Source organism: Micromonospora sp. NPDC023888, assembly GCF_040639415.1.
In the GTDB taxonomy this organism is placed as follows: Bacteria; Actinomycetota; Actinomycetes; order Mycobacteriales; family Micromonosporaceae; genus Micromonospora.
Window position 1 is genome coordinate 1 of the sequence record NZ_JBEZZW010000051.1, and the last position, 24,029, is coordinate 24,029.

Sequence of the window (24,029 nt, forward strand, 5' to 3'; positions counted from 1 at the left end):
GTCGGGCGGCGGGGCCGCCCGACCCGCTCCGATCAGCGCAGCCCCGCCTCGCGCAGCAGCTCTCCGGTCAACGCGCCGGGGTCGACCCGCTCGGCGGGCAGACCACGGGCCGCGAACCAGGTGCCGACCACCCGCACGTCACGAGCCAGGAACTCCGGCCCCTGCGGGTTCGCCACCACGTCGACCACCTGCGGCAGGTCGATCACCACCAGGCGACCCCGGTGCACCAGCAGGTTGTACGGCGACAGGTCACCGTGCGCGTAGCCGGCCCGGGCCAGCACCCGCAGCGCCTCCACCAGTTGGCTCCACAGGTCGCGCAGCTCGGCCGGGCCGGGTCGGAGCTGGGCCAGCCGGGGCGCCGCCTCCCCCGACTCGGCGTCACCGACGAACTCCAGCATCAGCTCGGTGCCCCGCAGTTGCACCGGGTACGGCACGGCGATCCGGTCGTGCCCGGCGCTGATCTCCCAGAGCCGGGTCAGGGCCGCGAACTCGGCGGCGGCCCACTGCCCGGCGATCATCTGCCGGCCGAACGCCGTCCGGGTGGCCATGGCCCGGTTCTCCCGGGAGCGGCGCACCCGGCGACCCTCCAGATAGCCGGCGTCCCGGTGGAACAGGCGGTGCTCGGGGTCGCGGTAGCGCTTGACCGCCAGCAGGCAGGACCGGTCGGTGTCGGGCACGGCCCGGCGGACCAGGTGGACGTCCGCCTCCTTGCCGGTCTTCAGCACACCCAACTCGGTGTCCTTGGCGGCCAACTCGGTGATCAGCCAGCCCGGGTGCGGCTGGGGTCCGTGGACGGCGTCGTCCCAGGACGACCAGCGCTCGCCGGTGTCCGGATCAGGGGCGCTGTCCGGGTCTGCGGGCGGCTCGGTGTGCCGCCCGCGCTTCAGAAACCGCGGTTCGTCGTCGTCGAAGCGGCTCTTGCCGCGGCTCCGGCGCTCAAGCGCCGGAAGGTCGTGATCGCGCACTGTGGTGAGGTCCCCTTGGTCGAGGTGGAGAAAGAAGGCTGGAAGCGACAGGCGAAGACGGCCATGGCCGACCTCCTTTTCCCTCGACCGGGCACACGCCCGGGATGAACCATGCGCCGACCATGCTCGCCGCGACGCGTCGGCCGGTCAACCGAATTACCGCAGCCGTCCGCCGACGGGGCGCCGGGGTCAGCGGGCGAGGATGGTGGCGACCGCGGCGATCAGCCCGTCCGCGGTACGGCTGGGCGCGAACCGGACGTCCGACCAGGTGCGCCCCCGGTGCAGCCAGACGCTGGGCAGCCCGACCGCGGCGGCGCCACCGATGTCCGCCTCCGGGCTGTCGCCGACCACCCAGGCGCCACGCAGCGGCATCCGGACCCGCTGGGCGGCGAGCGCGAAGATCCGCGGGTTGGGCTTGCTCACCCCGGCCTCCTCGGAGATCACCCAGTCCGCGACGTAGCGGTCCAGGCCGGTACGGCGAATCTTGGCGTCGTCGACGCGTACCGTGCCGTTGCAGACCACCACCGGCACCCAGCCGGCGTCGTCGGCGATCCGCAGCGCGCAGGCGGTCAGCGGATCGAGCCGGGTCTGCGCCACCACCCCGTCGTGCAGCTCCTCCACCAGGTCGATCGAGGGGATGCGCAGCTCGTAGCGGTCCCGGATGGCGTCGGCGAGATCCCACCGGTCGGTCAGCCCGTCGGCGTCGATCGAGATCAGCCAGTCGATGTCGGTGGGGGGCGCGCCGATGCCGTCCAGGAAGCGCTCACCCCAGCGGCGGAACGGCCCGGCCCGATCCAGCAGGGTGTTGTCCAGGTCCAGCAGGAGCAGTGGCACTCGGGCACCCTACGGGACCGACGTGTCCGCCAACAGATGCAGCGGGTACCGACCTGACGATGTGCTCAGCCGGACATCGACGACCGAGGGCCGCCCTGGTCCGCAGGCCGATCGGCGAGCATCGAGTGGGCCGACCGGGTGGCCGCGAGCACGGCCGGGTCCAGCGTCGCCACCACCACCGCCGTGCCGTCGTCGGCGCCCCGGTCCAGCACCCGTCCCTGCGGGTCGTAGATCGCCGCGCCGCCGTTGAACCGCCACGGGTCGACGCCGCCGACCGCGTTGGCGAAGACCACGAACATGGTGTTGTCCAGGGCTCGTGCGGCGTAGTAGAGGTCCCGGCGGTGCTCGGAGCCGGCCAGGTATCCGCTGGGGCACAGGTAGCCGTGTGCGCCGTCGAGGGCGGCGGCCCGGCCGTGCTCGGGGAAGCAACCGTCGTAGCAGATGCCGAGGCCGAGCCGCCAGTCGTCGACGAGCAGCGTGGCACCCCGATCGCCGGCGCTGAACAGCTCGCGTTCGTCGCCCCACAGTTGCTGCTTGTCGTAGCCGACCCGGACCGCACCGGCCCGGTCGACCACCAGCGCGGCGATGGTCCGCCGCCCGTGCGGGTGTCGGGCGGCGGCACCGACGAGCACTGTGACGCCGGATTCGCGCGCCGCGACCCGCAGCGGGTCGAGGCGGGGATCCGCGACGCCACCGGCCGGATCGGCCGTGACGTCCGTGCCGGCCGGGTCGGCAGCGAGGGTCGGCGGGTGGTACGCGCAGAGGAACAGCTCCGGCAGGACGGCCACCCGGGCGCCCAGGTCGGCGGCCCGGCGAACCAGGTCGGCGGCGGCGACCGCGTTTCCGGCGACGTCTCCCGGCGTGGGCGTGGCCTGGACGGCGGCCACTGTCAGCGTGGCGGTGGGCACGGTGCGGGGCAGGGTCACCGGGCGATGGTAGTCGGCGACATTCCAAGCCGTACGTACGGTTTGCATGCCCCGGGGTGACCTGCGACGATCGACGCGTGCCCAGAGTAAGCCAGGACCAGCTCGACGCGCGCCGGCAGGAGATCCTCGCCGCCGCACGGGCGTGTTTCGCCCGGCTCGGCTACGAGGGAGCCACCGTACGCCGCCTCGAGGAGGCCACCGGCCTGTCCCGCGGCGCCATCTTCCACCACTTCCGCGACAAGGACTCGCTCTTCCTGGCCGTCGCCGAGGACGATGCCGCGGCCATGGTGGAGACGGTGGCCCGAAACGGTCTGGTGCAGGTGATGCGCGACCTGCTCGCCCGCGCCGTCTCCCCGGACACCACCGGCTGGCTGGGCAGCCAACTGGAGGTCTCCCGCCGGCTGCGCACCGACCCGGCGTTCGCCAAGCGCTGGGCCGAGCGGTCCGCCGCGATCGCCGAGGCGACCCGCGACCGGTTGGCCCGCCAGCGCGACGCCGGAGTGCTGCGCGAGGACGTCCCGATCGACGTGCTGGCCCAGTTCCTGGAGCTGGCCTACGACGGCCTGGTGCTGCACCTGGCGATGGGCCGACCGGCCGGCGACCTGGGCCCGGTGCTCGACCTGGTCGAGGAGGCCGTTCGCCGCCGTTGACCGCCGGAGGCACCGGTCCGCCGACCGTGGCGAGGCTGCTCCACAATGGGGCCGCCGATCCCTCCGGCGACAGGAGCAGTCGATGATCGTCAACGCCGCGTCCGGCGACACCTGGGGCATCCCCGGTCCGACCTTCCTGCGGTTCTACCTCGTGGCGGCCGTCGTGGTGGTGGCGGTCGGGGCGTACTACCGGATCCGCCTGCTGACCGCCTCCGGGCCCGCCACGCTCGATCCGCTCGGGCCGCAGCAGGTCGCGTACCTCAACGGCGGCCCCCAGCTCGCGGTGCACGCCGCGCTGGGCGGGCTGCGCGGCAGCGGCGCGGTCGGCGTACGACCGGACCGTCGGCTGACCACCGGCGGCACCGCGCCGACCGGGCTCACCCCACTGGACCAGGCCGTCCACTGGGCCGCCCACCAGCACGCGCGGGTCCGGGACCTGCCGCAGGACGAGCGGGTACGCACCGCACTCGACCAGCTCCGCGCCGGCCTGGAGGAGCGCGGGTTGCTGACGACCGACGCCTGGCGTGCACGAGCCAGCTTCTGGAACAGGATCACGCTGGCCCTGCTGGGCCTCGGCGTACTCCGACTGCTCTTCGGCCTGGGCAACGGCCGCCCGGTGGGTTACCTGCTGCTCACCCTGGTCGGGCTGCTGGGCGCCGTGCTGCTGCTGGGCCGGGCACCCCGGCACACCCGGGCCGGACGGGCCGCGCTGCGCGACGTCCGCCGCCAGCACACCCACCTCGCGCCCGCCTCCGCGCCGGCCTACGCCACCTACGGAGCGGCCGGCGCGGCGATGGGCGTGGCGCTGTACGGCACCGCCTCGCTCTGGGCGCTCGACCCGGGCTTCGCCGAGCAGGCCGAGATCCAACGCCAGGCCATGGGCAACTCCGGCTGGACGGGAGGCTCCGACGGGTCGAGCGGCGGCGGCGACAGCTCCGGCGGGGACAGCTCCGGCGGCGGCAGTTCCTGCGGTGGTGGCGGCGGGTGCGGAGGCGGCGGCGGGTGCGGCGGATGACCGGGCCGTCCGGGGTGGGCATCGGCTGGCGGCCGGAGATCGCCGGCTTCGTGGCCGACCTGCCCGGGTTGCGCTTCGTCGAGGTGGTGGCCGAGGGGGTGTCCGCGTCCGGGCCACTCCCACCCGGCCTGGCCCGGCTGCGGGAGCGTGGGGTCACCGTCGTACCGCATGGGGTGCGGCTCTCCCTCGGCGGCGCGGAGCCGGTCGACCCGGCCCGGGTCGCCCACCTGGCCGCGGTCGCGCACCGTGTCGACGCGCCGCTGGTCAGCGAGCACATCGCGTTCGTCCGGGCGGGCGGCCTGGAAGCCGGGCACCTGCTGCCGCTGCCGCGCAGCCGGGAGGCGGTCGCCGCGGTCTGCGCCAACGTGGCACGGGCACAGGCCGAACTGCCGGTGCCGATCGCGCTGGAACCGATCGCCGCGCTCGTCGACTGGCCCGACGACGAGTTGGACGAGGCGGACTTCCTCACCGAGATCCTCGACCGGACCGGGGCGCTGCTGCTGCTGGATGTGGCGAACGTGCACGCCAACGCCCGCAACCGGGGCACCGACCCGCTGGCGTTGCTGGACCGGCTACCGCTGGAGCGGGTCGCGTACGCCCACGTGGCCGGCGGCGCGGAGCACGGCCGCTTCTACCACGACACCCACACCGACCCGGTGCCGGCGGTGGTGCTGGAGCTGGTCGAGGCGCTCTGCGCCCGGCGGCGGCCACCGGCGCTGCTGTTGGAACGCGACGGTCACTACCCGCCGGCTGCCGAGCTGCGCGCCGAACTGGACGCCCTGGCCTCGACCGCGGGCTTCCCGGTCGTGACATGACGGGCGCCGATCCGCGCGCCGGGCTCGCCGAGCGGCAGGCCGAGCTGGTCGCGGCGCTTGTCGCCGGCGGGCCTCCACCGCCGGGGTTCGCACCGGCTCCACTGGCCGCCACCCGGGCGGCCCTGCTGCGCAAACGTGCCGGCGAGGTGGCCCGACACTGGCCGCTGCTCGCCGCCGGCCTCGGTGACAGGTGGACGACGACCTTCGCCGGCTGGGCCGCACGGCGACCGACCGCCGGGTCACTGCGCGACGGCTGGGACCTGGCCCGTGCGCTGCGCGGAGAACGGGCGCTGCCCCCGGTGGCCGCCGAGGAGTTGGCCGTCCGGGAGGCGCGCCTGCGCTACGACGGGCTGCGGGCGCCGCGTCCACGCCGGCTGCCGGCGGTGGGCCGCGCCGGTGGGGCCGTCGCGGTGCAGATCGCCGGTCGGGTACGCCTGCTGCGCCCCGCCCCGCGCACACCCACCCTTGCTGGCGACGGTGTGCCGGATGCGGCAGGATCGGCGTTATGGATCTCGGACTGACCGACCGCGTGTACGTCCTCACCGGCGCCTCCCGGGGCCTGGGTTACGCGACCGCGCAGTGCCTGGTCGCGGACGGGGCGCGGGTGGTGCTCTCGGCCCGGGACCCGGATGCGGTTGCCGCGGCCGCCGAGCGGCTGGGTGGCCCCGGGCATGCCGTCGGGCTGACCGCCGACCTGGCCGACCCGGAGACCCCGGGGCAGCTCGTCGCCGCCGCCCAGGAACACTTCGGCCGGCTCGACGGCGCGCTGATCTCCGTCGGCGGGCCACCGCCGGGCAACGCCGCGGCGATAAGCGACGAGCAGTGGCGACTCTCCTTCGAGACGGTCTTCCTGGGCACCATCCGCGCGGTCCGCACGGTGGCCGGCGCGCTGCCCGAGGGCGGGGCGATCGGGCTGGTGCTCTCCACCTCGGCGCGTGGCCCGGTGCCCGGTCTCGGCATCTCCAACGGTCTGCGGCCCGGCCTGGTCGGCGCCGCCAAGGACATCGCCGACGACTACGGCCCGCGAGGGGTCCGGGTGGTCGGCCTGTTGCCCGGCCGGATCATGACCGATCGCAACCGGGAGCTGTTCGGGGCGACCGGCGACCCGGAGCGGGCCCGTGCCGAGGCGGAGGCCGGCATCCCGCTGCGTCGCGTCGGCGACCCCGCCGAGTTCGGCCGGGTGGCCGCGTTCGTGCTCTCCCCCGCCGCGAGCTACCTCACCGGGATCACACTGCCGGTCGACGGTGGCGCGCTTCGCGGGCTGTGACGCCCGACCCGGTCCGCCCCTCCGGCGTCCGGCATCCCCGGCCGACCCGTGCCGACCTGGCGGCGGCCGCGGACCGGACCATCCCCGACGTGCTCGCGCCGGGGCTGGCGGTGCTCTTCGTCGGCATCAATCCCGGCCTCTGGTCGGCCGCCACCGGCTGGCACTTCGCCCGCCCCGGCAACCGGTTCTGGCCGGCGCTGCACCGGGGCGGGTTCACCCCTCGGCTGCTGCACCCGAGCGAGCAGGGCGACCTGCCCGCCCTCGGCCTCGGCATCACCAACATGGCCGCCCGGGCCAGCGCCCGCGCTGACGAGCTGACCACCGAGGAACTGCTCGACGGTGCGGTGATCCTGACCGACAAGGTGGCCCGCTACCGGCCGCGCTGGGTGGCGGTGGTGGGAGTGACCGCGTACCGGATCGGTTTTCAACGGCCGAAGGCCACCTTCGGGCCGCAACCGGAGTCGTTGGCCGGGGCGCGGCTGTGGGTGCTGCCCAATCCGAGCGGCCTGAACGCGCACTTCACGCCGGTCACGCTGGGCGCCGCGTTCGCCGAGTTGCGGGTGGCGACCCACCTACCGGGACGGTCCTGACCACCTCGGGCCCCGAAAGTCGGGCTGTCGACGTGACCCAGGACACCCCGGCTTCCAGGAACCCGAGTCGATCAACGCACGCGGACGGCCGGGACCCGAGGAGCCGACCGTCAGTTCGCGGCGGCCGGCGGCAGCACCTCGTCGGCGCGGTACGTGCCCAGGGGCATGACCACCGGCTCCGGGCCCGTCGCGTCCACGAACGGGGTGGGCGAGTCGGCGACCGCGAACTGGGTCCGGTACAGCTCGGCGTAGAGCCCGCCGACGGCGACCAGCTCCTCGTGACGCCCGCGCTCGACGATCCGCCCGCCGTCGAGCACGAGGATCTGGTCGGCGTCGCGGACGGTGGAGAGCCGGTGCGCGATCACCAGGGCGGTACGCCCGGCCAGCGCCACCGACAGCGCCCGCTGCACCGCTGCCTCGCTCTCCGAATCCAGGTGTGCGGTCGCCTCGTCGAGGATCACGATCGACGGGGCCTTGAGCAGCAGTCGGGCGATGGCGATGCGCTGCTTCTCGCCGCCGGAGAAGCGGTAGCCGCGCTCCCCGACCGTGGTGTCCAACCCGTCGGGCAGCGACCGGACCAGGTCGGCGACCTGGGCGCCGGCGAGCGCCGCCCAGATCTCGTCGTCGGTGGCGTCCGGCTTGGCGTAGCGCAGGTTCTCGGCGATCGTCTCGTGGAACAGGTGCGAATCCTGGGTGACGACGCCGATCTCGTCGCGCAGGGAGGCGAGGGTCGCGTCCCGCACGTCGACCCCGCCGACCAGCACCTGCCCGTCGGTGACGTCGTAGATCCGGGAGATGAGCATCGACAGCGTCGACTTGCCGGCGCCGGACGGGCCGACGAGCGCGACCATCTGCCCCGGCTCGACGCTGAACGAGACCCCCTTGAGCACCGGCTCGTTGACGGTGCGGTCGAGCGTGGCGACCTCCTCCAGGGAGGCGAGGGAGATCTCGGCGGCACTCGGGTAGCGGAACCGGACGTCGCGGAAGTCGACCCGGCCGGCGCCGCGGGGCACCGCCACCGCGTCGGGCTTCTCCACGATGCCCGGCTTGAGGTCGAGCACCTCGAAGACCCGGTCGAACGAGACGAGCGCGCTCATCACGTCCACCCGCACGTTGGAGAGTGCGGTGAGCGGACCGTAGAGGCGGGTGAGCAGCAGCGCGAGGGTCACGACGGTGCCCGCGCTGACGCCGCCGGTCACGGCGAGCCAGCCACCGAGGCCGTAGGTGAGCGCCTGCGCCAGTGAGGCGACAAGCAGCATCGCCACGAAGAACGTGCGCGAGTACATCGCGGACTGGATGCCGATGTCGCGGACCCGTTCGGCCCGGCCGGCGAACCGGCGGGCCTCGATCTCGGGCTGGCCGAAGAGCTTCACCAGCAGCGCGCCGGCCACCCCGAACCGCTCGGTCATCGTCGCGTTCATCTTGGCGTCGAGGTTGTACGACTCGCGGGTGATGTCGGCCAGCCGCCGACCGACCCGGCGGGCCGGGATGATGAAGATCGGTAGCAGCACCAGCGAGAGCGCGGTGATCTGCCAGGAGAGGGTGAACATCACCGCCGCGGTGAGCACCAACTGGATGACGTTGCTGACCACGCCGGACAACGTCGAGGTGAATGCCCGCTGCGCACCGAGCACGTCGTTGTTGAGCCGGCTGACCAGTGCGCCGGTCTGGGTACGCGTGAAGAACTGCAACGGCATCCGCTGCACGTGGTCGTAGACCCGGGTGCGCAGGTTGAAGATGATGCCCTCGCCGATCCGGGCCGAATACCACCGTTGGGCCAGCGAGAGGAGCGCGTCGGCGACCGCCAGCGCGGCGATGAACAGGGCCAGCCGCACCACGAGCCGGCCGGCCTCGGTGCCACCCCGGTTGATGGCGTTGATGACGTCGCCGGCCAGCACCGGTGTGGCCACGCCGATGACGGCGGCCAGAACCACGGTGACCAGGAAGACGACGATGTCGCGCCGGTAGGGCTGGGCGAAGGCCACGATGCGTCGGGCGACCCCGCGCTTGAGCCGGTGCGTGGAGACCTCGTCGCTGTTGCGCATCGACCGGAGCATGCTCCACCCGACCATGCCACCGCCGGACATCGGGTTGGACATCGCTCACCTCCGGGTCGTCGGGCGGACTGCACCGTCAGGCCAATTCTCCCGACGACTGTGACAACCTCGGTCGTAACCCGGATCTTCCCGTCCGGTCCTTACCTATTCTCCCCGGCCCGCCAGGTCGCGCAGTCGGCGGGTCTGTGCCTCCCGCTCGGCGCGCTGCTGGTCGGCGTGCGAGCGTCCCGCCGCGCCCGCCAGCAGTGCCTTGATCTCCACCACCGCGTCGCGGGCGCCGGCGAGCAGCCCGGCGGTCAGGTCCTGGACCGCGCCATCCAGCTCGGCCGGTGGCACCACCACCGTCGCCAGCCCGATCCGGTCCGCCTCGGCGGCGTCCAACCGGCGGCCGGTCGCGCAGATCTCCAGTGCCCGCGAATAGCCGACCAGCTCCACGAGGCGCTTCGTGCCGGCCAGGTCGGGCACCAGGCCCAGGGTCACCTCGGCCATGGACAGCTTCGCATCCGCGGCCAGCACTCGCAGGTCACAGGCGAGCGCGAGCTGAAAGCCGGCACCGATCGCGTGGCCCCGCACGGCCGCGATAGAGATGACGTCCGGCCGGTGCAGCCAGGTGAAGCCCGCCTGGAACTCCGCGATGCGCTCAGCGCATTCCTGCTCGGGCAGCGTGGCCAGCTCCGCGAAGGAGCCGGGGCCGGAAGCGCCAGCCACCGCGAGGTCGAGGCCGGCGGAGAACGCACGCCCCTCGCCCCGGACCACCACCACCCGCACGTCGCCGGGCAGCTCGCGGGAGAAGTCGCTCATCGCCCGCCACATCGTTGGCGTCTGGGCATTGAGCACGTCGGGCCGGCACAACGTCACCGTGGCGACCGGCCCGTCGCAGGTCAACCGAACCCCGGTCGCCTCGGTGGTCACCGGGCGGCCCGGGGCGTGGCGCTTGTCGACGACGCTGGGAGGCGGGTCACGCCTTCTTGCGGCGCCGGGCACCGCCGCGCTGACGCAGCTGCACCCCTGACTCGGTGAGCACTCGGTGGATGAACCCGTAGGAACGGCCGGTCGAGGCCGCCAACGCGCGGATGCTCTCCCCCGACGTATACCGCTTTACCAGGTCCTTGGCGAGCGTCTGACGCTCGGCTCCGACGATCCGGCGACCTTTCTCAGTGCTGGTGGCTGTGCCAGTGGCTGCCATGCTGTGTCCTCACGTCCCAGACTGTGCGGTTCGGATACGGTCCCACCTATTAGACCGCCTCGAACGATCATGCGCCAGATATCAACTCTTCGCCAACCGACACGCTATGCAATGTCAGCTTCCCGATAGAGTGATCCTGGCAATCGACCCCGGCGCGATGTCCAGGCGTACCACCGCCGGCTGCTGGCGGCTGCCGGCGACCCGTAGCCTTCGGTCGTGATCGACCTGTTGGGCACCACGGCCGGAGCGGCAGTGGTCTTCGCCGCCACCGACATCGACGACATCGTCATCCTGACCCTGTTCTTCGTCGCGGCCCGCACCACCGGGCGGCCCCGCCCCTGGCAGATCGTCGCCGGCCAATACCTCGGCATCGGCGCGCTGGCGCTGGCCAGCACTGTGGTCGCGGCCGGCCTGCTGGTGGTGCCGGACCCGTGGACAGGGCTGCTCGGGCTGCTGCCGATCGCGCTGGGCGTACGCGCGCTCCGCGGCTCCGACGACGACGAGACCCCCACCGTCGTCACCGGCCTGCTCGGGGTGGCCGGGGTGACGATCGCCAACGGCGCCGACAACGTGGCCGTCTACGTACCCGTCTTCCGGGCCCTGGGCGCAGCCGACAGCGCGATCTTCCTGCTGGTGTTCGTGCTGCTGATCGCCCTGTGGTGCGCCGCGGCCGCCTGGCTGGGCGGGCACCCCCGCGTGGTCGCGCTCGTCGAGCGCGCGGGCCACTGGCTGGTTCCGGCGATCTTCGTCGGTGTCGGGGTGGTGATCCTGGTCAGCTCCGGTGTGCTCGGCCGACTCGTCGACCTGCTCGGCTGAGAGCAGGCCGAGCCAGCCCGTCAGGCCAGCTCGACCAGCTCGAGCAGGTCGTCGCTCCAGGCGTCCTCGTCACCGTCGGGCAGCAGGATCGCGCGGTCCGGCTTGAGCGCGAGCACCGCCCCCGGGTCGTGGGTGACCAGGACGATCGCGCCCGGATAGTTGGCGATCGCGTCGAGCACCTGCTCCCGGCTGACCGGGTCGAGGTTGTTGGTCGGCTCGTCGAGCAGCAGCACGTTGGCACCGGAACAGACGAGGGTGGACAGGGCCAGCCGGGTCTTCTCACCACCGGAGAGCACCCCGGCCGGCTTGTTCACGTCGTCACCGGAGAAGAGGAACGCGCCGAGGATCTTGCGCAGGTCGGTGTCGGACTGCTCGACGGCGGCGGCACGCATGTTTTCCAACACGGTCCGCTCCACGTCGAGCGTCTCGTGCTCCTGGGCGTAGTAGCCCAACCGCAGGCCGTGACCCGCGTGCACCTCGCCGGTGTCCGGGGTGAGCAGCCCGCCGAGCATCCGCAGCAGGGTCGTCTTGCCGGCGCCGTTGAGCCCGAGGATGGCCACCCGGGAGCCCCGGTCCACCGCGACGTTGACGTCGGTGAAGATCTCCAGCGAGCCGTACGACTTGGACAGGCCGGTCGCGGTGAGCGGGGTCTTGCCGCACGGCGCGGGGTTGGGGAAACGCACCTTGGCCACCCGGTCGGCGACCCGTACCTCCTCCAGGCCCGAGATCAGCTTCTCGGCGCGGCGGGCCATGTTCTGCGCCGCCACGGTCTTGGTGGCCTTGGCCCGCATCTTGTCGGCCTGCGCCATCAACGCGCCGGCCTTCTTCTCCGCGTTGGCCCGCTCCCGACGGCGGCGGCGCTCGTCGGTCTCGCGCGCCTCCAGGTACGCCTTCCAGCCCAGGTTGTACACGTCGACAACGGATCGGGTGGCGTCGAGGAACCAGACCTTGTTGACCACCGACTCCAGCAGCGCGCCGTCGTGGGAGATCACGATCAGGCCGCCCTTGTGGTTGGCGAGGAAGCCGCGCAACCAGGTGATCGAGTCGGCGTCGAGGTGGTTTGTCGGCTCGTCGAGCAGCAGGATGCCGCCGCCGTTCTCGCCCGCGTCGCGGAACAGGATCCGGGCCAGCTCGATGCGCCGGCGCTGACCGCCGGAGAGGGTGCCGATGGTCTGCGCGAGCGCCCGGTCGGGCAGACCGAGGTTGGCGCAGATCCGGGCGGCCTCGGCCTCGGCGGCGTACCCGCCGAGCGCGGCGAACTGGTCCTCCAGCGCGCCGTAGCGGCGGACCAGCTTGTCGCTGGCGTCCTCGGCGAGGCGGGCCTCGAGCTCCTGCATCTGGGACATCAGCACGTCCAGGCCGCGTGCCGAGAGCACCCGGTCGCGACCGGTCACCTCCAGGTCACCGGTGCGCGGGTCCTGCGGGAGGTAGCCGATGGCGCTGCGCGTGTCGATCTGGCCGGAATACGGCTGCCCCTCGCCGGCGAGCACCTTCAGCGTGGTGGTCTTGCCGGCGCCGTTGCGACCGACCAGGCCGATCCGGTCACCCGGCTGCACGCGCAGGGTGGTGTCGGACAGCAGGATCCGGGAACCGGCACGCAGTTCCAGGCCGGTGGCTGTGATCATGTTTTCGGGCTCGCTCTCGGGGTCTGGAAGGCTGACTCGGGGCACGCGAAACGGCCGGCGGGCCCTAGAGGCCCGACGGCGCGGGGCGGTTCAGCCTTCGCAGCGCAGCACCCGACAAGTGTACCGGGCGCCGCTGGAGGGCCCGCCCGGATTACCGATCAAGATCATCGGGTATCGAAAGCGCTGTCCGGACCCCGTCCGGCACTTCACCGACAGAACGACATTCACACGACATTCACGGCATACGGCGATCGGGGTCAGCATGGAACTCAACGAGCGGGCCGAACTCGACACCTCCCAGGTCAACGACCGGGGTCGAGGCGGTGGAGGGGGCGGCGGCCTCGGCATTCCACTGCCGGGCGGCGGCGGTGGTCGCGGCGGGCTGATCGGCATCGTGGTGGCAGTGCTTGTCGCGCTGCTCGGCGGCGGGTTCGGCCTGAACGCGATGACCAACGGCGACGAGGGCGGCGGGCAGGCCGGCGGCACCGACCTGGAGCAGCTCTGCTCGCGCGACAACCCGCAGCGCTTCGACGACCTGCGCTGCCGCAACCTGGCCTACGTCAACAGCATCCAGGCCTACTGGCAGACGGCGTACCCGAAGCTGGGCAACGGGAAGTACGAGCCGACCGACACCAACTACTTCCAGGCCGCCGTGAACACCGGCTGCGGCCAGGCCGACTCGGGCGTCGGCCCGTTCTACTGCCCCGCCGACCGGCAGGTCTACATCGACCTGAGCTTCTACGAGGAGCTGGCCTCCCGGTTCGGCGCCAAGGGCGAGTTCGCGCAGCCCTACGTGCTCGCCCACGAGTACGGACACCACATCCAGAACCTGCTCGGCACCAACGAGAAGGCCGGCCAGGGCGACCAGAGCGGCCCCCGCTCCGCGTCCGTCCGGCTGGAGTTGCAGGCCGACTGCTACGCCGGCGCCTGGGCCAAGCACGCCACCGAGACCAAGGACGAGAACGGCGAGGAACCGCTGTTCAAGTCGATCACCCAGACCGACATCACCGAGGCGCTGAACGCCGCCGAGGCGATCGGCGACGACAGCATCCAGGAACGCTCCGGCGGGCAGGTCAACCCGGACTCGTTCACCCACGGCACCTCTGAGCAGCGGCAGCGCTGGTTCCAGCAGGGCCACGACAGCGGCGACCCGAAGACCTGTGACACCTTCGGCACCGACCAGCTCTGACCTGATCCGACCTGACCCGCCCCGTCAGCGCCGACCGCGCTGGCGGGGCGGTCGTCGGTCTAGTCGAGCTTGGAGACCTGGTAGTGCGCGATCAGCCAGTCGTCGTCGATCCGCCGCACGAGCACGCCGAGGTACACGGTCAGGGTGGGGCGGTCGGTGAAGCCGAACCGCACCTCCAGATAGCCGAGGACCAGGTCGTCGGCGAGTCGGCGGACCTCCCGGATGTCGTACGCGGCGGTCAGGCCGAGCGGCTGGGCGGCGTAGTACGCGGCGACCCCGGCCCGACCCACGGAGTACGGGTGCAATCCCTGGAAGATCGCGTCCCCGGTGAAGCACGACGCGACACGCTCCGGCTCGTGGGCGTCGACCGCCGACGCCCACCGGTCGAGGACCGTACGCAGGATCTGGTCGTCGGACATGGTGATCTCCCTACTGGCGTCGCGGGTCACCGGGCCGGCTGACCCGGGTCGTTCGGGTGCGGTGTCAACGGCGTGACGCTCTCCCGCCGCCAGGCCCGCAACGGCATCGACGCGAGCACCCCGTCCAGGGCCTCGGCGTCGTCGGCCTCGAAGAGCCCCCACGTACGCCACTCCCCCGGCCCCAGCGGGGGTCGCCACAGTCGCAGGAGACTGCCCTGCGTCGCCAGCGCGGCCGACCGTGCCGCCTCACGCGCACGCATCGCGGCCACCTCGTCCTCGGACGTGCCCTCCGGCACCGTCGTCACCATGTCCACCAGAAACTCCACCTGCCCATCCTCCGACCAGCGGCACGGCGGCAGGTCAGGAACCCCGTTTTGCGTGGCGGTCGTCTCCTCAGCCGACCGGTGCCGGGTCGCGCAGTCGGATCTGCACCGCACGGGCCGCGGTCGCCGCCGCGACGAGCACGGCGTGCCGCGGCTCCGGAACGTCGAGCAGCCGCTCCGCGCGCAGCGGCACGAGCGGGGCCAACCGGCGGTCGGCCAGCACCGTGTCCACCGCCCGCCGGTCCCCGCCGCAGACCACAGCGGTCAGCGTCGCCACCGCCGGCAGGAGCAGGCGTACGGCCAGGTCCGCCGCATCACCCATCGCCGCCTTGGCCTGGTTGTCGCGCCGCCGGGCAAACCGCTGCTGTGACCATCCGCCCGCGGCGGTGCGCCCCTGCACGTAGCGGCTGTCCACCTTGGAGACGACGAGAGCCGCGCCCTCGGCCACGCCGACAGCCACCGCGCCCTTGCGGGCCAGCAGCAGGCCGATCCGGCGGGGCGTCACGGCGGCGGCCACGAACCCGGCGACGTCATCGCTGGCCGGCGCCCCGGGTGGGGCGTACAGCTCCGCGGTCGCCCCGTCGTCGGCGGTGAGCAGCAGCCCGTACTCCCGCGTGGTGGTGGTGTGCGGGCCGTGCCGGTCGGCGAAGCCCTCGACCCAGCGGCCGACGCGGGCCGGATCGACCTCCACCCACCGGCCGCCCCCGGCTGCGGGTCGACTGGTCATCGCCCGACCGTACGGCACGCCCAGCCAGGCAGGGCGCTCAGCCCGGCAGCAGCGCGACCACCGCCAGCGCGGCGATCAGCGCGCTGGAGACCAGGCCGGTGACCAGCCGCCCGCGCGGACTGCTCAACGCCCGACCGACCACGGTGCCGCCGCCGGCGATGAGCAGCTGCCAACTCGCCGACGCCAGGAACACGCCCGCCACGAAGAGCGCCGGCGCGCCCGCGCCGGCGGTGTCCCGCCGGCCGAGCACCAGCGCGGTGAAGTAGAGAACCGTCGCCGGGTTGAGCAGGGTCAGCCCGAGCAACGCCGCGTAGGCCCGCCCCGGAGTGCTCAGACCCCCACCGGCGGAGGCCGTGGGCGTCCGCCGCGTCCGGTGCGCGGACCAGGTCCGCCACAGGCCGTGCGCGGCCAGCCCCAGCAGGACGGCAGCCGCGACCACCCGCAGCGGCCCGGCGACCGGCGCGACGACCCCGGCCAGGCCGGCGCCCCCGAGCGCGGCGACCGCCGCGTAGAGCCCGTCGGCCGTCGCCACCGCGAGCGCCGCCGCAGCACCGACCCGGAACGAGGTACGAGCACTCAGGCCCAGGATCAGGATCGCGATCGCGCCGACCGGGATGGCGACGCCGTACCCGGCCACCAGACCGGCGAGCAGCGCCTCGGTCACGGGAGTCGGTGGCGGGTCGAGGCTCGCCCCCGTAGCGGCCGCTGTCGACGCACGGCAGTCGCCGCGCGGACAGGGACCTGCATCGGGTACGCCTCAGTCACGTCCGCATCCTGCGCGCCGACGCACCAGCCCCGCCACCGGTTTTCCGCGCCTCGAACCCTGCGGTTCGACCCCGAGATCGTGCTCGAACCTCAAGGTGGTGGCCTCTGCGACTCGCCGAGACCACCACCTCGGTGATCGAGAACGCTCGTGGGGTCCACCGGGGCCGCCAGGCCGATCAGGCCCTCCCGGCGCCCCACTGGGGCTCGCGACCAAGGTAGGAGAGCAGGGCGCTGACCTCGTCGACCTCCGGGCCGGTGGTGATCGCCGGGGCGTACGCGCCGTAGGCCCGCAGCGGCTCGACGATCTGCCGGGCGACCTCCAGCAGGGGGCGGGCCAGTTCGTCGTCGAGCGGGGACGGCTGGCCGGTGGCCGCCGCGATGTCCCAGGCGTGCACCGCCGCGTCGAGGGCGCAGGCGACGGCACCCACCCGGGCCGGAAGCTTGCCCTGCGGCAGCGGCGTGGGCACCTGCGGGTCGTCGGCGGCGACACCCGCCCAGGCTCGGGCGGAGGCGTCGAGGGCGGCGCGAAGGCCGACCAGCTTGTCACCGTCGACCCGGCCGGAGGGTGCGAACGGGTCCTCTGCCGGCCCCGGGCCGCCGACGATCGCCGCCGCGAAGGCGATCTGGTCGCCTGTCGCGTGCTGAAGCACCTGGGTGACCGTCCACCCCTCGCACGGGGTGGGCCGCTCCCAGGCGTCGGCCGGAACCCTCTCCACTGTCGTCATGAGGGCCTTGTGGGCCCGGTCGAGCACGGTCCGCCACTGTGCCGCTGCCATCTCGCTCATCGTCCTGACCCTCCGCCGACTACCGCTCGCGGAGCGGAATATTCCGCTCCGTTCTGAGATCAGTCTAGCAGACCGGAATGATCCGTTCCACTATTGATTCGCGGCTGGTCCGGAAACGCGTCGAGCGCGGCACCCCGGACGGGGACCGCGCTCGACGATGGCGAACGGAGTCGGCTCAGACGTTGAAGCCGAGGGAACGGAGCTGGTCCCGGCCCTCATCGGTGATCTTGTCCGGGCCCCACGGCGGGAGCCACACCCAGTTGATCCGGATGTCGTTGACCAGGCCGCCGCCGGGGCCGGTGGTCAGCGCCTGCCGGGCCTGGTCCTCGATCACGTCGGTCAGCGGGCAGGCCGCCGAGGTGAGCGTCATGTCGAGAGTGGCGACGTTCTCGTCGTCGACGTGCACGCCGTACACGAGGCCCAGGTCGACCACGTTGATGCCCAGCTCCGGGTCGACGACGTCCTTCATCGCCTCTTCGATGTCGGCGATCATGGCCTTGCTGACGCCGCCCGCCGGGGCGACGGCGTCGCCGGCAGCCGGCGGCACGGCACCATCGGTCGTCACGGCACCATCGGTCGTCACGGCGTCGGTCTGCGGTGCCGTGACCGCGTCACCGGCCTCCGGCGTCGCCGCGGTAGCGGTGTTCTCGCTCATGCCGTCCCTCCGCTTCGCTGCGTGATGCCACAAGGCACCACTGTTTCATTCGCTCGCTGACGCTCGCTCACGCCTTCACCTCCGGGCTCACGCCCACACCGGCGCGTGCCGCGGCGTCCTTGAACGCCATCCACGGCAGCAGCGCGCACTTGACCCGGGCGGGGTAGCGGGCCACACCCGCGAAAGCAACCCCGTCACCGAGCACGTCCTCGTCCGGCGTGACCTGACCACGCCCGGACATCAACTCCACGAACGCCTCGTGCACCTCGAAAGCTTCCCCGGCGCCCCGACCGCGCAGCAACTCGTGCAGCACGCTCGCCGACGCCTGGCTGATCGAGCAGCCCATCCCGTCGTACGAGATGTCGTGCAGCACGTCACCGTCGGTGGCCACCCGCACGGTGACCTCGTCGCCGCAGGTGGGGTTGACGTGGTGCGCCTCCGCGACCTGGTCACCCGGGTCCTCGGCGTCGCGCAGACCACGCCCGTGCGGGCGCTTGTAGTGGTCCAGGATGATCTCCTGGTAGAGCTGGTCGAGCTGCATCAGTCGAACACCTTCCGCACCTGCTCCAGACCGGCCACCAGAGCGTCGATCTCCTCGGTGGTGGTGTAGAGGTAGAACGAGGCCCGGGTCATCGCCGGGACGCCGAACCGGCTGCACACCGGCTTCGCGCAGTGGTGGCCCACCCGCACCTGCACGCCGAGCGAGTCCAGCACCTGACCCACGTCGTGCGGGTGCACGTCACCCAGCGCGAACGAGATGGTGCCGCCTCGGCCGACCGGCACGGTCGGGCCGAAGATCCGCAGGTCGGGCACCGCGCCGAGGGCGTCCAGCGCGTACGCCGTCAGCTCCTTCTCATGCCACTGGATGGCCGGCATGCCGATCCCGGTGAGGTAGTCCACCGCCGCGCCGAGCGCGACCGCCTCGGCGATCGGCGGCGTGCCCGCCTCGAACCGGGCCGGCGGCGCGGCGAACGTCGAGCGGGCCATGGTGACCGTCTCGATCATCGAACCACCGCCGAACACCGGCGGCATGGCCGCCAGCAGCTCGGCCCGGCCCCAGAGCACGCCGATACCTGTCGGGCCGAGCATCTTGTGGCCGGTGAAGACGATGTAGTCGGCGTCCAGGTCGACCACGTCGATCGGCAGGTGCGGCACCGACTGCGAGCAGTCCAGCAGCAGCAGCGCGCCCACCTCACGGACCCGCGCGGTGATGCGGGAGGTGGCGTTGACAGTGCCGAGGATGTTCGACATGTGCACCAACGAGACGATCTTCGTCCGTTCGGTGACCAGGTCGTCCAGGCCCGACTCGTCCAGCCGGCCCTGCTCGGTGACGGGGAACCAGCGCAGGGTCGCACCGGTCCGTTCGCAGAGCAGTTGCCACGGGACGATGTTCGAGTGGTGCTCCATCTCGGAGATCACCACCTCGTCGCCCGGCCCCAGCCGGAACCGCGGGTCGCCGTCCGCGCGCAGCGAGGCGTTCGAGAAGGCGTACGCCACGATGTTGATCGCCTCGGTGGAGTTCTTGGTGAACACCACCTCGTCGACGCTCGGCGCGTTGATGAACGCGGCGACCTTGGCCCGCGCCCCCTCGTACGCCTCGGTGGCCTCGGTGCCCAGGGTGTGCACCGAACGCGACACGTTGGCGTTGTGCCGCGCGTAGTGCTCGTCGAGCACGTCGAGCACCTGACGGGGCTTGTGCGAGGTGTTGGCGCTGTCGAGGTAGACCAGCGGGTGCCCGTTGATCTCCCGGCTCAGGATCGGGAAGTCGGCGCGTACCCGGGCCACGTCGAAACGTGGCACGTCGTCGTACTGCGGCATCCCCGCGGGGATCGCGATGCTGGTCATCTCGGCAGCGCCTCTCTCGCTCAGGCCTTGGCCGTGCCGGCCCCGGCGGCGTACCGCTCGTAGCCCTCGGCCTCAAGCTTGTCGGCCAGCTCCGGGCCGCCCTGCTCGACGATCCGGCCGGCCACGAAGACGTGTACGAAGTCCGGCTTGATGTAGCGCAGGATCCGCGTGTAGTGGGTGATCAGCAGCACACCGGTGTCGCCGTTGTCGCGGACCCGGTTGACGCCCTCGCTGACCACGCGCAGCGCGTCCACGTCGAGGCCCGAGTCGGTCTCGTCGAGGATGGCGATCTTCGGCTTGAGCAGCTCAAGCTGAACGATCTCGTGCCGCTTCTTCTCACCGCCGGAGAAGCCCTCGTTGACGTTGCGCTGGGCGAACGCCGGGTCCATCTGCAGGCGCTCCATCGCGCCGCGCAGCTCGCCACCCCACGTGCGCAGCTTCGGCGCCTCGCCGTCGATGGCGGTCTTCGCGGTCCGCAGGAAGTTGGCGACCGAGACGCCGGGCACCTCGACCGGGTACTGCATGGCCAGGAAGAGGCCGGCGCGGGCCCGCTCGTCGACAGTCATGGCGAGGACGTCCTCACCGTCGAGGGTCACCGTGCCGCCGGTGATCTCGTACTTGGGGTGACCGGCGATCGAGTACGCCAGGGTGGACTTGCCGGAACCGTTCGGACCCATGATCGCGTGGGTCTCACCGGACTTCACGGTCAGGTCGACGCCGGCCAGGATCGGCTTGAGCTCACCCTCGGGCAGCTTGACCGACACCTTCAGGTCGCGGATCTCCAGGGTGCTCATTATCGGGTCACTCCATTACTCGGCGTCAGGCTGAGGTAGATGTCGCCGTCGCGGACTTCGACGGGGTAGACGGGGACGGGTTCGGTGGCCGGCAGACCGGAAGGCTGGCCGGTGCGCAGGTCGAAGCGCGAGCCGTGCAGCCAGCACTCAAGCGTGCAGCCGTCGACCTCACCCTCGGAGAGGGCGACCGAGGCGTGCGAGCACTCGTCGTAGGCGGCGTAGAACTCGCCGTCCTCGCCGTGCACAAGCGCGATCGGGGTGCCGTCGACGTCCGCGCTGATCGCGGTGCCCTTCGGCACGTCCTCGGTGGAGCAGATCCGGATCATCAGGCGCCCGCCTTGGTGAGCCGGGCCTCGATCGCGTCGCCGAGGCGCTCGCGCAGCGACTCCACCGGGATCTTGTTGATCAGCTCGGCGAAGAAGCCGCGGACCACCAGGCGGCGGGCCTCGCTCTCCGGGATCCCCCGGGCCATCAGGTAGAAGAGCTGCTCGTCGTCGAAGCGGCCGGTCGCGCTGGCGTGGCCGGCGCCGGTGATCTCGCCGGTCTCGATCTCCAGATTGGGTACGGAGTCCGCCCGCGCGCCGTCGGTGAGCAGCAGGTTCCGGTTGATCTCGTACGTGTCGGTGCCGGTCGCCTCGGCCCGGATCAGCACGTCGCCGACCCAGACGGTGTGGGCGTCGTCACCCTGCAGAGCGCCCCGGTAGCCGACGTAGCTGCGGCAGTCCGGCACGGAGTGGTCGACCAACTGCCGGTGCTCCAGGTGCTGGCCCGAGTCGGCGAAGTAGACGCCGTACAACTCGGCCTCGCCACCCCGGCCGGTGTACTCCACGCTCGTGAACTGGCGGACCAGGTCGCCGCCGAGGGTGACCTGGACGTGCACCACCCGGGCGTCCCGACCCAGCTTGATGGTGACGTGCTGCGCCTGGACCGCGTCCTCGGCCCAGTCGGCGACCGTGACCAGGGTCAGCTTCGCGCCGTCGGCGACGAACACCTCGACGTTGTCGGCGAGCGTGGTCGAACCCTCCTGGGAGAACACGACGGTGGCCTCCGCGAACCGACCCACCTGGACCTGGGTCCGGGCGAAGGCCAACTCCTCGGGGTACGCGCCCAGCAGCCGGACGACCACCGCGTCGGACACGACGGCCTCGGCCGCCACCTCGACAAGCGCGACGCGCGCCGCCCCGCCGTGGGCCAACGCGCTGACCCGGTCGGTCGGCACCGACGCGGACGCGACGCTGGCGTCGGTCGGCTCGACGAGCCGCACCGACACCCCGGCCGGCAGGTCCGGGTGCTCGATGGTGACGCCCCGGCCGGTGGCGGCCGAGGTGTCCGCCGTCGCCAGACCGCGCAGACGCTTGAGCGGGGTGAAACGCCACTCCTCCTCCAGGCCGGTGAGGGCCGGGAAGTCAGCGACGTCGTACGAGCGCAGCGCCTGCGACTTGGTGCTGGGCGGCGCGGAAGCCTGGGTAGTCATTTCTTCCTTGGTCTGTCATGAATCGGAGGGTCAAAGCGGGCTGGACCGGACCCGGCGTACCGGGTCCGGGCCCGTCCGTGGCCGGGCGGAGGCGGCGTCAGCCGACCGCGCCCTCCATCTGGAGCTCGATCAGGCGGTTGAGCTCCAGGGCGTACTCCATCGGAAGCTCCTTGGCGATCGGCTCGATGAAGCCGCGCACGATCATGGCCATCGCCTCGTCCTCGCTCAGGCCCCGGCTCATCAGGTAGAAGAGCTGGTCGTCACTGATCTTGGAGACGGTCGCCTCGTGCCCCATCGACACGTCGTCCTCGCGGATGTCGACGTACGGGTAGGTGTCCGAGCGGGAGATGGTGTCGACAAGCAGGGCGTCGCACTTGACAGTGCTCCGGCTGTGGTGCGAACCCTCCAGGACCTGCACCAGACCCCGGTACGAGGTGCGACCGCCGCCACGGGCGATCGACTTGGAGATGATGCTTGAGGAGGTGTGCGGGGCGGCGTGCACCATCTTGGCGCCGGCGTCCTGGTGCTGACCCTCGCCGGCCATCGCCACCGAGAGCACCTCGCCCTTGGCGTGCTCGCCGGTCATGTAGACCGCCGGGTACTTCATGGTCACCTTGGAGCCGATGTTGCCGTCGACCCACTCCATGGTCGCGCCCTCGTGGCAGACGGCACGCTTGGTGACCAGGTTGTAGACGTTGTTCGACCAGTTCTGGATGGTCGTGTAGCGGCAGCGCGCGTTCTTCTTCACGATGATCTCCACGACCGCGCTGTGCAGCGAGTCGGAGGAGTACAGCGGCGCGGTGCAGCCCTCGACGTAGTGCACGTACGCACCCTCGTCGACGATGATCAGCGTCCGCTCGAACTGGCCCATGTTCTCCGTGTTGATCCGGAAGTAGGCCTGCAACGGGATCTCCACGTGCACACCCTTCGGCACGTAGATGAACGAGCCACCGGACCACACGGAGGTGTTCAGCGCGGCGAACTTGTTGTCGCCGACCGGGATCACCGTGCCGAAGTACTCCTTGAAGACGTCCTCGTGCTCGCGCAGCGCGGTGTCCGTGTCCAGGAAGAGGACGCCCTGCTCCTCAAGGTCCTCACGGATCTTGTGGTAGACGACCTCGGACTCGTACTGCGCCGCGACACCGGCGACCAGCCGCTGCTTCTCCGCCTCCGGGATGCCCAGCCGGTCGTAGGTGTTCTTGATGTCCTCGGGCAGGTCCTCCCAGCTGGTGGCCTGCTTCTCGGTGGACCGCACGAAGTACTTGATGTTGTCGAAGTCGATGCCGGTGAGGTCCGCGCCCCAGGCCGGCATCGGCTTGCGGCCGAACAGCCGCAGACCCTTCAGCCGCAGGTCGAGCATCCACGCCGGCTCGTTCTTCTTCGCCGAGATGTCCCGCACCACCGCCTCGTTGATGCCGCGCTGGGCGACCGCCCCGGCGGCGTCCGGGTCGGACCAGCCGTACTCGTACCGACCCAGGGCGGCAAGCTGCTCTTCCTGGGTCAGGGGCTGGACAATCTGCTCGGTCATCTATCTGTCCTCACAGTGGTGACGGGATTACCGGATTGAACACGCCCCGGCTGGGTCGGAATGTGCGTGGTGCACACCCCGTCGCCGTGCGCGATGGTGGCAAGACGCTGCACGTGGGTGCCGACCAGACGGGAGATCACCGCGGTCTCGGCCTCGCACAGCTGAGGGAACTCGGCGGCCACGTGCGCCACCGGGCAATGGTGCTGGCAGAGCTGACCGCCGGAGGCGATCGTGGTCGCGTTGGCAGCGTAACCCTCGGCGGTGAGCGCCGCGGCGAGTGCCTCGGCCCGCGCGAGGGGATCGTCGCCGGCGTCCTCCATGGCCGTGCGGCAGCGTGACTCCAGGGCGGACACCTGCTCGGTGGCGAACGCCTCGACCGCGTCCGACCCGCCGCTGCGGGCGATCCACCGCAGCGCGGCGGTCGCCATGTTGTCGTAGTGATGGGTGCCACAGCGGACCCGGCCGGCCTCGGTAAGCATGAACACCTTGGCCGGACGCCCCCGACCGCGGCTGCCCTGCACGACCTGCTCGCGGGAGTACACATCGCCGTCGGCGAGCATCGCGTCGAGGTGCCGGCGGATCGCCGCCGGGCTGAGCCCGAGGGCGACGCCGAGCTGCGCGGCGGTGGTGGCCCCCCGCTCCAGCAGCAGTTGGGTGACCCGGTCGCGGGTGGAGATCTCCGCCGCCGTGGCCCCACCGGACGCCGCAGACGTGGTCAGGACCGGGGCGGACGCGGACGCGCCGACGGCCGGGACAGCCGTCGGCTGGTGCCCTGGGAG

28 protein-coding genes are annotated in these 24,029 nt (G+C 72.1%); 8 read left to right on the top strand and 20 right to left on the bottom strand.

Annotation, left to right across the window (positions count from 1 at the left end; genetic code table 11):
- Nucleotides 1–32 precede the first annotated feature (32 nt).
- From AB0F61_RS30795 to AB0F61_RS30805, 3 genes are all read right to left on the bottom strand, one after another.
- Nucleotides 33–965: an RIO1 family regulatory kinase/ATPase gene (locus AB0F61_RS30795; protein WP_357816855.1), complete on the bottom strand. Its 933-nt coding sequence runs from the start codon at nucleotides 963–965 to the stop codon at nucleotides 33–35.
- Between the two features lie 189 nt (nucleotides 966–1,154).
- Nucleotides 1,155–1,799, bottom strand: coding sequence for an HAD family hydrolase (locus AB0F61_RS30800; protein ID WP_355032787.1), 645 nt, complete (start codon nucleotides 1,797–1,799; stop codon nucleotides 1,155–1,157).
- Between the two features lie 65 nt (nucleotides 1,800–1,864).
- The gene (locus AB0F61_RS30805) at nucleotides 1,865–2,725 is read right to left on the bottom strand and encodes a carbon-nitrogen hydrolase family protein (RefSeq protein ID WP_357816859.1); all 861 of its coding nucleotides are present in this window, start codon (nucleotides 2,723–2,725) and stop codon (nucleotides 1,865–1,867) included.
- Nucleotides 2,726–2,802: 77 nt separating this feature from the next.
- Here AB0F61_RS30805 and AB0F61_RS30810 point away from each other — a divergent pair, with 77 nt between their 5' ends.
- The 6 genes from AB0F61_RS30810 to mug all read left to right on the top strand — a co-directional run bounded on the left by AB0F61_RS30810 (nucleotide 2,803) and on the right by mug (nucleotide 7,062).
- Complete coding sequence (locus AB0F61_RS30810; protein WP_234591495.1) at nucleotides 2,803–3,375, top strand: TetR/AcrR family transcriptional regulator; 573 nt, start codon at nucleotides 2,803–2,805, stop codon at nucleotides 3,373–3,375.
- 82 nt (nucleotides 3,376–3,457) lie between these two features.
- Nucleotides 3,458–4,390 carry a TIGR04222 domain-containing membrane protein gene (locus AB0F61_RS30815; RefSeq protein WP_357816862.1) on the top strand — a complete coding sequence of 311 codons (933 nt, stop codon included), beginning with the start codon at nucleotides 3,458–3,460 and terminating at the stop codon, nucleotides 4,388–4,390.
- Nucleotides 4,387–5,205: a DUF692 domain-containing protein gene (locus AB0F61_RS30820; protein ID WP_357816864.1), complete on the top strand. Its 819-nt coding sequence runs from the start codon at nucleotides 4,387–4,389 to the stop codon at nucleotides 5,203–5,205. Before AB0F61_RS30815 ends, AB0F61_RS30820 begins: the two co-directional genes overlap by 4 nt.
- Complete coding sequence (locus tag AB0F61_RS30825) at nucleotides 5,202–5,726, top strand: hypothetical protein (protein ID WP_357816866.1); 525 nt, start codon at nucleotides 5,202–5,204, stop codon at nucleotides 5,724–5,726. Before AB0F61_RS30820 ends, AB0F61_RS30825 begins: the two co-directional genes overlap by 4 nt.
- Entirely contained in the window at nucleotides 5,711–6,472 is a 762-nt protein-coding gene (locus tag AB0F61_RS30830) for an SDR family oxidoreductase (RefSeq protein WP_357816869.1), read from the top strand. Before AB0F61_RS30825 ends, AB0F61_RS30830 begins: the two co-directional genes overlap by 16 nt.
- Nucleotides 6,469–7,062, top strand: coding sequence for a G/U mismatch-specific DNA glycosylase (gene mug, locus AB0F61_RS30835; RefSeq protein WP_357816872.1), 594 nt, complete (start codon nucleotides 6,469–6,471; stop codon nucleotides 7,060–7,062). Before AB0F61_RS30830 ends, mug begins: the two co-directional genes overlap by 4 nt.
- Before the next feature lie 110 nt (nucleotides 7,063–7,172).
- On the opposite strand, the gene AB0F61_RS30840 is transcribed toward mug, so the two are convergent.
- The 3 genes from AB0F61_RS30840 to AB0F61_RS30850 form a co-directional block, all read right to left on the bottom strand.
- The gene (locus AB0F61_RS30840) at nucleotides 7,173–9,149 is read right to left on the bottom strand and encodes an ABC transporter ATP-binding protein (RefSeq protein WP_357816957.1); all 1,977 of its coding nucleotides are present in this window, start codon (nucleotides 9,147–9,149) and stop codon (nucleotides 7,173–7,175) included.
- Between the two features lie 114 nt (nucleotides 9,150–9,263).
- On the bottom strand, nucleotides 9,264–10,031 hold the full coding sequence (locus AB0F61_RS30845) for an enoyl-CoA hydratase/isomerase family protein (protein ID WP_357816875.1): 768 nt from the start codon (nucleotides 10,029–10,031) through the stop codon (nucleotides 9,264–9,266).
- Between the two features lie 46 nt (nucleotides 10,032–10,077).
- Nucleotides 10,078–10,305, bottom strand: coding sequence for a helix-turn-helix domain-containing protein (locus tag AB0F61_RS30850; protein WP_007462679.1), 228 nt, complete (start codon nucleotides 10,303–10,305; stop codon nucleotides 10,078–10,080).
- Nucleotides 10,306–10,521: 216 nt separating this feature from the next.
- Between AB0F61_RS30850 and AB0F61_RS30855 the strand changes: the two genes are divergently transcribed.
- On the top strand, nucleotides 10,522–11,121 hold the full coding sequence (locus AB0F61_RS30855; protein WP_357816877.1) for a cadmium resistance transporter: 600 nt from the start codon (nucleotides 10,522–10,524) through the stop codon (nucleotides 11,119–11,121).
- A 20-nt stretch (nucleotides 11,122–11,141) separates the two neighbouring features.
- Here AB0F61_RS30855 and AB0F61_RS30860 read toward each other — a convergent pair whose 3' ends face one another.
- Nucleotides 11,142–12,746, bottom strand: coding sequence for an ABC-F family ATP-binding cassette domain-containing protein (locus AB0F61_RS30860; RefSeq protein WP_357816880.1), 1,605 nt, complete (start codon nucleotides 12,744–12,746; stop codon nucleotides 11,142–11,144).
- Nucleotides 12,747–13,008: 262 nt separating this feature from the next.
- Between AB0F61_RS30860 and AB0F61_RS30865 the strand changes: the two genes are divergently transcribed.
- Complete coding sequence (locus tag AB0F61_RS30865; RefSeq protein WP_357816882.1) at nucleotides 13,009–13,935, top strand: neutral zinc metallopeptidase; 927 nt, start codon at nucleotides 13,009–13,011, stop codon at nucleotides 13,933–13,935.
- 59 nt (nucleotides 13,936–13,994) lie between these two features.
- On the opposite strand, the gene AB0F61_RS30870 is transcribed toward AB0F61_RS30865, so the two are convergent.
- The 13 genes from AB0F61_RS30870 to AB0F61_RS30930 all read right to left on the bottom strand — a co-directional run bounded on the left by AB0F61_RS30870 (nucleotide 13,995) and on the right by AB0F61_RS30930 (nucleotide 23,969).
- On the bottom strand, nucleotides 13,995–14,354 hold the full coding sequence (locus AB0F61_RS30870) for an SgcJ/EcaC family oxidoreductase (protein WP_357816885.1): 360 nt from the start codon (nucleotides 14,352–14,354) through the stop codon (nucleotides 13,995–13,997).
- 26 nt (nucleotides 14,355–14,380) lie between these two features.
- The gene (locus tag AB0F61_RS30875; protein WP_357816887.1) at nucleotides 14,381–14,680 is read right to left on the bottom strand and encodes a muconolactone Delta-isomerase family protein; all 300 of its coding nucleotides are present in this window, start codon (nucleotides 14,678–14,680) and stop codon (nucleotides 14,381–14,383) included.
- A gap of 67 nt (nucleotides 14,681–14,747) precedes the next feature.
- Complete coding sequence (locus AB0F61_RS30880; protein ID WP_357816890.1) at nucleotides 14,748–15,404, bottom strand: acVLRF1 family peptidyl-tRNA hydrolase; 657 nt, start codon at nucleotides 15,402–15,404, stop codon at nucleotides 14,748–14,750.
- Between the two features lie 37 nt (nucleotides 15,405–15,441).
- Nucleotides 15,442–16,068 (bottom strand): LysE family transporter, encoded by a 627-nt coding sequence (locus AB0F61_RS30885; RefSeq protein WP_357816892.1) that lies wholly within the window; start codon nucleotides 16,066–16,068, stop codon nucleotides 15,442–15,444.
- A 277-nt stretch (nucleotides 16,069–16,345) separates the two neighbouring features.
- On the bottom strand, nucleotides 16,346–16,954 hold the full coding sequence (locus tag AB0F61_RS30890; RefSeq protein ID WP_357816895.1) for a TIGR03086 family metal-binding protein: 609 nt from the start codon (nucleotides 16,952–16,954) through the stop codon (nucleotides 16,346–16,348).
- Between the two features lie 175 nt (nucleotides 16,955–17,129).
- Entirely contained in the window at nucleotides 17,130–17,609 is a 480-nt protein-coding gene (locus tag AB0F61_RS30895; protein WP_357816898.1) for a metal-sulfur cluster assembly factor, read from the bottom strand.
- 67 nt (nucleotides 17,610–17,676) lie between these two features.
- The gene (gene sufU, locus AB0F61_RS30900) at nucleotides 17,677–18,150 is read right to left on the bottom strand and encodes a Fe-S cluster assembly sulfur transfer protein SufU (protein ID WP_357816901.1); all 474 of its coding nucleotides are present in this window, start codon (nucleotides 18,148–18,150) and stop codon (nucleotides 17,677–17,679) included.
- Nucleotides 18,150–19,454, bottom strand: a complete 1,305-nt coding sequence (locus AB0F61_RS30905; protein WP_357816903.1) for a cysteine desulfurase — start codon at nucleotides 19,452–19,454, stop codon at nucleotides 18,150–18,152. Before AB0F61_RS30905 ends, sufU begins: the two co-directional genes overlap by 1 nt.
- Nucleotides 19,455–19,474: 20 nt before the next feature.
- On the bottom strand, nucleotides 19,475–20,248 hold the full coding sequence (gene sufC / locus AB0F61_RS30910) for a Fe-S cluster assembly ATPase SufC (protein ID WP_112677399.1): 774 nt from the start codon (nucleotides 20,246–20,248) through the stop codon (nucleotides 19,475–19,477).
- Entirely contained in the window at nucleotides 20,248–20,574 is a 327-nt protein-coding gene (locus tag AB0F61_RS30915) for a non-heme iron oxygenase ferredoxin subunit (protein ID WP_109820754.1), read from the bottom strand. Before AB0F61_RS30915 ends, sufC begins: the two co-directional genes overlap by 1 nt.
- Complete coding sequence (gene sufD / locus AB0F61_RS30920; protein ID WP_357816907.1) at nucleotides 20,574–21,722, bottom strand: Fe-S cluster assembly protein SufD; 1,149 nt, start codon at nucleotides 21,720–21,722, stop codon at nucleotides 20,574–20,576. Before sufD ends, AB0F61_RS30915 begins: the two co-directional genes overlap by 1 nt.
- Before the next feature lie 97 nt (nucleotides 21,723–21,819).
- Nucleotides 21,820–23,250, bottom strand: a complete 1,431-nt coding sequence (gene sufB / locus AB0F61_RS30925) for a Fe-S cluster assembly protein SufB (protein ID WP_234588434.1) — start codon at nucleotides 23,248–23,250, stop codon at nucleotides 21,820–21,822.
- Complete coding sequence (locus tag AB0F61_RS30930; protein ID WP_357816959.1) at nucleotides 23,247–23,969, bottom strand: transcriptional regulator; 723 nt, start codon at nucleotides 23,967–23,969, stop codon at nucleotides 23,247–23,249. The genes sufB and AB0F61_RS30930 overlap by 4 nt, the downstream gene beginning before the upstream one ends.
- Nucleotides 23,970–24,029: the final 60 nt, after the last annotated feature.

Coding starts and splice junctions, on each gene's coding strand:
- AB0F61_RS30890 (WP_357816895.1), bottom strand. CDS start 16,954: ATGAGCGAGATGGCAGCGGCACAGTGGCGGACCGTGCTCGACCGGGCC.
- AB0F61_RS30825 (WP_357816866.1), top strand. CDS start 5,202: ATGACGGGCGCCGATCCGCGCGCCGGGCTCGCCGAGCGGCAGGCCGAG.
- AB0F61_RS30860 (WP_357816880.1), bottom strand. CDS start 12,746: ATGATCACAGCCACCGGCCTGGAACTGCGTGCCGGTTCCCGGATCCTG.
- sufB (WP_234588434.1), bottom strand. CDS start 23,250: ATGACCGAGCAGATTGTCCAGCCCCTGACCCAGGAAGAGCAGCTTGCC.
- AB0F61_RS30830 (WP_357816869.1), top strand. CDS start 5,711: ATGGATCTCGGACTGACCGACCGCGTGTACGTCCTCACCGGCGCCTCC.
- AB0F61_RS30815 (WP_357816862.1), top strand. CDS start 3,458: ATGATCGTCAACGCCGCGTCCGGCGACACCTGGGGCATCCCCGGTCCG.
- AB0F61_RS30865 (WP_357816882.1), top strand. CDS start 13,009: ATGGAACTCAACGAGCGGGCCGAACTCGACACCTCCCAGGTCAACGAC.
- AB0F61_RS30905 (WP_357816903.1), bottom strand. CDS start 19,454: ATGACCAGCATCGCGATCCCCGCGGGGATGCCGCAGTACGACGACGTG.
- AB0F61_RS30895 (WP_357816898.1), bottom strand. CDS start 17,609: ATGAGCGAGAACACCGCTACCGCGGCGACGCCGGAGGCCGGTGACGCG.
- sufU (WP_357816901.1), bottom strand. CDS start 18,150: ATGCAGCTCGACCAGCTCTACCAGGAGATCATCCTGGACCACTACAAG.
- AB0F61_RS30840 (WP_357816957.1), bottom strand. CDS start 9,149: ATGTCCGGCGGTGGCATGGTCGGGTGGAGCATGCTCCGGTCGATGCGC.
- AB0F61_RS30850 (WP_007462679.1), bottom strand. CDS start 10,305: ATGGCAGCCACTGGCACAGCCACCAGCACTGAGAAAGGTCGCCGGATC.
- sufC (WP_112677399.1), bottom strand. CDS start 20,248: ATGAGCACCCTGGAGATCCGCGACCTGAAGGTGTCGGTCAAGCTGCCC.
- AB0F61_RS30915 (WP_109820754.1), bottom strand. CDS start 20,574: ATGATCCGGATCTGCTCCACCGAGGACGTGCCGAAGGGCACCGCGATC.
- AB0F61_RS30870 (WP_357816885.1), bottom strand. CDS start 14,354: ATGTCCGACGACCAGATCCTGCGTACGGTCCTCGACCGGTGGGCGTCG.
- AB0F61_RS30880 (WP_357816890.1), bottom strand. CDS start 15,404: ATGACCAGTCGACCCGCAGCCGGGGGCGGCCGGTGGGTGGAGGTCGAT.
- sufD (WP_357816907.1), bottom strand. CDS start 21,722: ATGACTACCCAGGCTTCCGCGCCGCCCAGCACCAAGTCGCAGGCGCTG.
- AB0F61_RS30820 (WP_357816864.1), top strand. CDS start 4,387: ATGACCGGGCCGTCCGGGGTGGGCATCGGCTGGCGGCCGGAGATCGCC.